The organism is Bartonella sp. AP7XZML (assembly GCF_042195745.1).
Taxonomy (GTDB): Bacteria; Pseudomonadota; Alphaproteobacteria; order Rhizobiales; family Rhizobiaceae; genus Bartonella.
Genome location: NZ_JBHIOT010000062.1, coordinates 50,413 through 56,412 on the forward strand (window position 1 = coordinate 50,413; position 6,000 = coordinate 56,412).

4 protein-coding genes are annotated in these 6,000 nt (G+C 35.2%); 3 read left to right on the forward strand and 1 reads right to left on the reverse strand.

The window, feature by feature from the left end; translation table 11 throughout:
* The first annotated feature begins 1,007 nt into the window (after positions 1 to 1,007).
* From ACFILT_RS04665 to pgsA, 3 genes are all read left to right on the forward strand, one after another.
* On the forward strand, positions 1,008 to 1,871 hold the full coding sequence (locus tag ACFILT_RS04665) for a 23S rRNA (adenine(2030)-N(6))-methyltransferase RlmJ (protein ID WP_375679118.1): 864 nt from the start codon (positions 1,008 to 1,010) through the stop codon (positions 1,869 to 1,871).
* Between the two features lie 392 nt (positions 1,872 to 2,263).
* Entirely contained in the window at positions 2,264 to 4,243 is a 1,980-nt protein-coding gene (gene uvrC / locus ACFILT_RS04670; protein ID WP_375679117.1) for an excinuclease ABC subunit UvrC, read from the forward strand.
* Between the two features lie 72 nt (positions 4,244 to 4,315).
* Positions 4,316 to 4,897 carry a CDP-diacylglycerol--glycerol-3-phosphate 3-phosphatidyltransferase gene (gene pgsA / locus ACFILT_RS04675; RefSeq protein WP_375679663.1) on the forward strand — a complete coding sequence of 194 codons (582 nt, stop codon included), beginning with the start codon at positions 4,316 to 4,318 and terminating at the stop codon, positions 4,895 to 4,897.
* Positions 4,898 to 5,231: 334 nt separating this feature from the next.
* Here the strand turns inward: pgsA and ndk are convergent, their stop codons facing one another.
* Positions 5,232 to 5,654 carry a nucleoside-diphosphate kinase gene (ndk, locus tag ACFILT_RS04680; protein WP_375612918.1) on the reverse strand — a complete coding sequence of 141 codons (423 nt, stop codon included), beginning with the start codon at positions 5,652 to 5,654 and terminating at the stop codon, positions 5,232 to 5,234.
* Between the last annotated feature and the right edge of the window lie 346 nt (positions 5,655 to 6,000).

Here is a 6,000-nt window from a genome sequence, read left to right on the forward strand (position 1 = left end):
TGCCACGAGGTATGGCAATACTGCTAAAAAATAAAAAAGGTACCAGCTTGCGCCTTTATTCAGTAAAGTACCTCCATATAACCAGCTCTCTAAGCCACTGCATGCCCTAACTATTACAAGTCTCCGGATTCTGGGCACGCGTTCTCATAATATCATGTGTTTAACCTATCTCAGTATTGAAACCAGAATGGGCATGAATAGAAAATTACATTCAATCAAAAGCATGGCATCGAAGCATAATCCATGTAAAAAGAATTTCTTATCCTAGCCTTTTTTATAAGATTACCTTATAAAGCCGCTCGATAATACAGTGTTAGAGATAGATAAACCTATTTACTTTAGTTTAAAATTCCTCATTTTATTGAGATAGCTTGCAGAGCACATATCAATTTTCAAAAGTTTTATTTTAGCATCATACACAATAACCTAGCCATTTAGCGTGTATAATGTAAAGCTTTGGCTCTGCTTAAAGCAATGAGATTCATTCACACTTTTACAAAAATCCATCACTATAACACCAGCACTTTATTGCTCTATCCATAATTTTACGCTTTCTAAAAAACTTATAAATGTAACAATGTTTTTATCAAGCATTTGAAATTCTTTAATCTTTAAACAAGCAAATTTATGAATGAATTTGAAAGATACCCTTCAATTTTTCAACAAACTTCACTAATATTCTCGTTAATTGAGTTTTTTTTATAGTTTTCCTGAAAGAGTCCGCGGTCATAAAAAAAATTCTCTTACAACATAAATATCTCTATTGAAATGTTTGATCTCTTCTTGTCTATCTTTCATATAAAAAAATTAAAATTTTAACGATTAATCTCATTATATAAAAATAGCTCTGTGAATAAATGCTCTGATGACATTAATATTTTTTCTGTAGTGTATAATTTGGGAGTGAGGGTATTGTTTGATTTCTACAAGAGTATTTTTATGGATATCAATTCTATTATTCTATGCTAATAATCCGGTACAGTTATACATATGATAGAGTTTACTCCATGAATTATCGGCATATTTATCATGCTGGCAATTTTGCTGATGTTTTTAAACACATTATTGTCACTCGCATTGTAGAATATCTCAAACGCAAAGAAAAAGCTTTTCGCGTTATAGATACGCATGCTGGAATCGGTATTTATGACCTTTCTTCTTTAGAAGCACATAAAACAGGAGAGTGTCGCGAAGGTGTCCAACGACTTTTTTCAACTCCTATCCCAGAAGATTTAAGAACACTCCTTTGTCCATGGTGTGACATCATTGATGCCCTCAATAAAGGGGAAAAAGACATTGTATTTTATCCTGGATCTCCTGTTCTTATTCGTCAATTATTACGGAAACAAGATCGCCTCACCGCAATAGAATTGCACAATGAAGATTATCATATTTTAGCAAAAAACTTTGTAGGAGATTATCAGACAAAAGTTCTGCATTTAGATGGTTGGCTTTCCTTAAATGCTCATGTACCACCAAAAGAAAAACGTGGGTTTATCCTTGTTGACCCTCCCTTTGAAAAAGCTGGAGAGTTTTCCCGCCTTATTGATGGATTAACGAAAGCCTATCGTCGCTTTTCTGGAGGAATCTACGCGTTATGGTATCCTGTTAAATATGACAAAGAAATTGAAAGTTTTCTTCACGCGCTTTATCAAACCGGAATTCCTAAGATTCTACAGCTTGAAATGCGTATCCGAAAAAGTTCAAGTCCACCGACAATGAATGGAAGTGGTATGATTATTATTAACCCTCCCTACCTTTTGGAAGAAGAAATGAAAAAACTCAGCCCCTTTCTTATCAACCGTCTGGGACAAGATGAAAATGCCAAAATAACGCATAAGTGGCTTCAAAAAGAACATCTATTATTTTAGATCTTTCTCTGATATTTTTCCTAAATCAAATATCATGTTGTAAAATACAAAGGCATTAAATGATCAAGTTCTTTGATTCTTTGGATAATATTAACATATTATAATGGTAAGCTAATAATGATCAGCGTGAATTATTTTTTTAGAAAGCCTATCCTCTTAATCATTATGGATTTCCTATTCCAATCATTTTAATGGATAAATTGGCCAAATTCATAAAGCTGCCTTAGAATAACAACACTCATATTTTTTATGAAAAATCGGCTCTCTAAAATCATACTCTTATGTTATAAGATATTATTTATAGAAAAAAATTATAAAGACATAAATAATCATTATTTAATAAAAAAGAATATTTCATATATTAAACAAACAACATATTCGTAACAAACGGAATGGTCCTGAAAAATAATACAAATTGTCCGCAAAATGAACGGGAAAAACTTTCTTTTCTCTCTAATGTTACATGGCATAATGCCAATCAAAGCAATGAGAAAAATCAGTTCCAAGGTATCAAGTTCATACAAGAGTTTGTTAGACACCTTCCGCATAAGCCAGGGGTTTACCGGATGATTGGTGAAAATGGTGATATTCTTTATGTTGGCAAAGCCCGTAATCTCAAAAAACGTGTTTCAAACTATACACGTGAACAAGGACACAATAATCGCATTACCCGCATGATTCGTGCAACATATCATATGGAATTTATCGTCACCCATACAGAAACAGAAGCACTCCTTTTAGAAGCCAATCTCATCAAAAGATTGCATCCACATTTTAATGTACTCCTGCGTGATGATAAAAGTTTCCCTTATATTATGATTACAGATGATCATCGAGTGCCTGCACTTTACAAACATCGTGGTGCTCGAACACGAAAAGCTCACTATTTTGGTCCTTTTGCTTCTGCTGGTGCAGTGACACAAACAGTTCATGTTTTACAACGCGCCTTTTTATTACGAACCTGTACTGATTCAGTTTTTGAAAACCGTACACGCCCCTGTTTGCTTTATCAAATTAAGCGATGTTCTGCACCTTGTACTCATGAAATTAGTGACAGTGATTATAAAGAACTGGTGAAAGGAGCAAAAGCGTTCCTTTCGGGAAAAGATCAATCTATTAAAAACGATATGGTTCAAGCTATGCATAAAGCCGCAGAAAATCTTGATTTTGAACAAGCAGCTTCCTATCGTGACCGCTTATCCGCCCTTTCTCACATACAAAGCCATCAAGGTATTAATCCTCAAACGATAAAAGAAGCGGATGTATTTGCAATTGCGCAAAAAGAAGGAATGACCTGTATTCAAGTGTTCTTTTTTCGCATGGGGCAAAATTGGGGAAACCGTGCCTATTTTCCTAAAGCAGACCCCTCTTTTTCCCGCACTGAAATTTTAGCGAGTTTTCTTGCCCAATTTTACGATGATAAACCACTTCCCAAAAGCATCCTTTTATCTGAAGAAATTGAAGAAAAGGCACTTCTTACAGAAGCGTTTAGTCTCAAAGCAAACCACAAAGTATCCCTCTCTTTACCTAAACAAGGTGAACGAAAAACTCTTGTTAATCATGCCTATCTCAATGCGCATGAAGCACTTGAACATAAGCTTGCTGAAACAGCCACCAACACAAAATTGCTTCAAGGTCTTGCTGAAACATTCCAACTGCCTTTTCCTCCACGCCGGATAGAAGTCTATGACAATTCTCATATCATGGGAACAAATGCTGTAGGGGCTATGATTGTTGCTGGTCAAATGGGATTTATTAAAAATCAATATCGAAAATTCAACATTCGCTCAACAGATATCACGCCTGGCGATGATTTCGGCATGATGAAAGAAGTGATTAAACGAAGATTTTCACGCCTTATCAAAGAGCATGATCTGCCAAATAGAAGTCATAACATAAAAGATGATGATCTTTTTCCCATTTGGCCTGACCTTATCTTAATCGATGGTGGTGAAGGACAAATCAACAGCGTACATGCAATACTTGCTGAATTACAATTAAATGATCTCTTCACAGTTGTTGGAATCGCCAAAGGTGTTGACCGTCATGCAGGACGTGAAAGATTTTTTATAAAAGATATTCCTCCCTTTACACTTCCTCCACGTGATCCTATCCTCTACTTTTTGCAACGTCTGCGTGATGAAGCACACCGTTTTGCGATTGGAACTCATAGGATAAAACGAAAAAAAGCAACATTCAAAAACCCACTTGATGAAATCGAAAATATTGGTCCGACAAGAAAGCGTGCATTGCTTCATCATTTTGGAAGTGCCAAAGCTGTTGCTAGTGCCTCATTTGAAGATTTAAAAAAAGTTACGGGAATTTCTATGACAATTGCACAAAAAATTCATAACCATTTTCATGAAAAATAGGCTTGTTTCATAACCTTCGCCTTGTTACGTTTAGGAAATATATTCTCTTTCACAAGAATTAAAAATGGCTCCATGAAAAATCATACTTTTTCTTTTCCAAATATTTTAACTTATGCACGAATTGTTGCAGTCCCAATGGTTGTTGCATGCTTTTTTTTAGAAGGGCGCCTACAATCAAGTGATATCGCACGTTGGATTGCCGTTTCTATTTTTATTATTGCATCTATTACCGATTTTCTTGACGGTTACCTTGCTCGTATTTGGGAACAAACATCCAATATTGGTCGCATGTTAGATCCAATTGCCGATAAACTTCTCGTCTCTGCTTGTTTGCTCTTGCTTGCCGCAGACAGTACCATCGCTGGGTGGACACTATGGGCAGCTATTATCATTCTTTGCAGAGAAATTCTTGTATCAGGATTACGTGAATATTTGGCGGAGTTAAAAGTTAGTGTTCCTGTCTCTCGTCTTGCAAAATGGAAAACTTTTGTACAGATGATCGCTATTGTATTTCTTTTAGCTGGACCAGCCGGTAATAAAATTTTCCCTTACACAGTAGAGTTTGGCATTACTATGCTGTGGATTTCTGCCCTCCTTACATTGTGGACAGGGTGGGATTATTTTCGTGCAGGTTTAAAACACGTTATCCTATGAATAGTATGGAATTTTATAATGATGATTTATCTTTTTGTACTTAAATAAGAGATGAGAATAGCATAAGATTGATTTATTTTAAATCTATTAATGATAGATCAATAAAATGCTTTTTTGCACATTACAAGTAAGGGTAGCGTGTAGATAAAAACTCTTCAGAAAAGAGTAAATAGCCTTTATATTTTCGTAAAAGCAGCTGCAATATTAAAAGCTAAAAAAACGATTAATGCTCCATATGCTTTCAAAAAAATCTATAATCTCATAAGCAAAAAACCGAAATATAGTGTTTCGGATTTTTGCTTCTTATATACGCTTTATTATTATAAACGCTTTATTAACCAACAATTTCTACCTCAGGAAACCAAAAGGCGATTTCTGTTTTTGCCGTTTCAGCACTATCGGATCCATGGACAGAATTTTCGCCAATCGATAAAGCATGAACCTTACGAATTGTCCCTTCTTCTGCATCACTAGGATTCGTAGCCCCCATTACTTCACGGTTTTTAGCTATTGCATTTTCACCTTCCAAAACTTGTACAACGGTTGGACCAGAAGACATGAATTCAACCAATTCACTAAAAAAAGGACGTTCTTTATGAACAGCATAAAATTTTTCAGCCTCACGTTTGCTCATCCAGACACGTTTAGACGCAATAACACGTAGCTCCGCATCCTCAAGCATTTTAGTAATTGCGCCAGTCAAATTACGACGGGTTGCGTCTGGTTTAATCATCGAAAAAGTACGCTCTAAAGCCATTTAACCACCTTTATTTCATTTATAATATTCTCTAGCCATTTCTATAGCGAGCAAGGAGCCCTTTGCCAAGTGACTCTGCAAAAATCTACACAAATTCTCAAAAACATAGAATAAATTATAAAGAAAACTTTAATAAAAATACCTGCAATTGCTCATCCCATCATAAAGATACGCTACAGAATCTCAATAAATATTGAATCTTCTTTCATAATCTTAAATGCTTCCTATCAAAATTATCATTGAAATCAATCAAAAAATAACCATGTCGTTAGAAACTATAGCGTACACCTAAAATACCCTGAAAGGACTGTTTTGTTTTACGCCCTTTAATATAATGGGCCTCACC

What these genes read in the sequence shown, in the direction of transcription:
- ACFILT_RS04665 (WP_375679118.1), top strand. Translation starts at nt 1,008, where the DNA reads ATGAATTATCGGCATATTTATCATGCTGGCAATTTTGCTGATGTTTTT.
- uvrC (WP_375679117.1), top strand. Translation starts at nt 2,264, where the DNA reads ATGGTCCTGAAAAATAATACAAATTGTCCGCAAAATGAACGGGAAAAA.
- pgsA (WP_375679663.1), top strand. Translation starts at nt 4,316, where the DNA reads ATGAAAAATCATACTTTTTCTTTTCCAAATATTTTAACTTATGCACGA.
- ndk (WP_375612918.1), bottom strand. Translation starts at nt 5,654, where the DNA reads ATGGCTTTAGAGCGTACTTTTTCGATGATTAAACCAGACGCAACCCGT.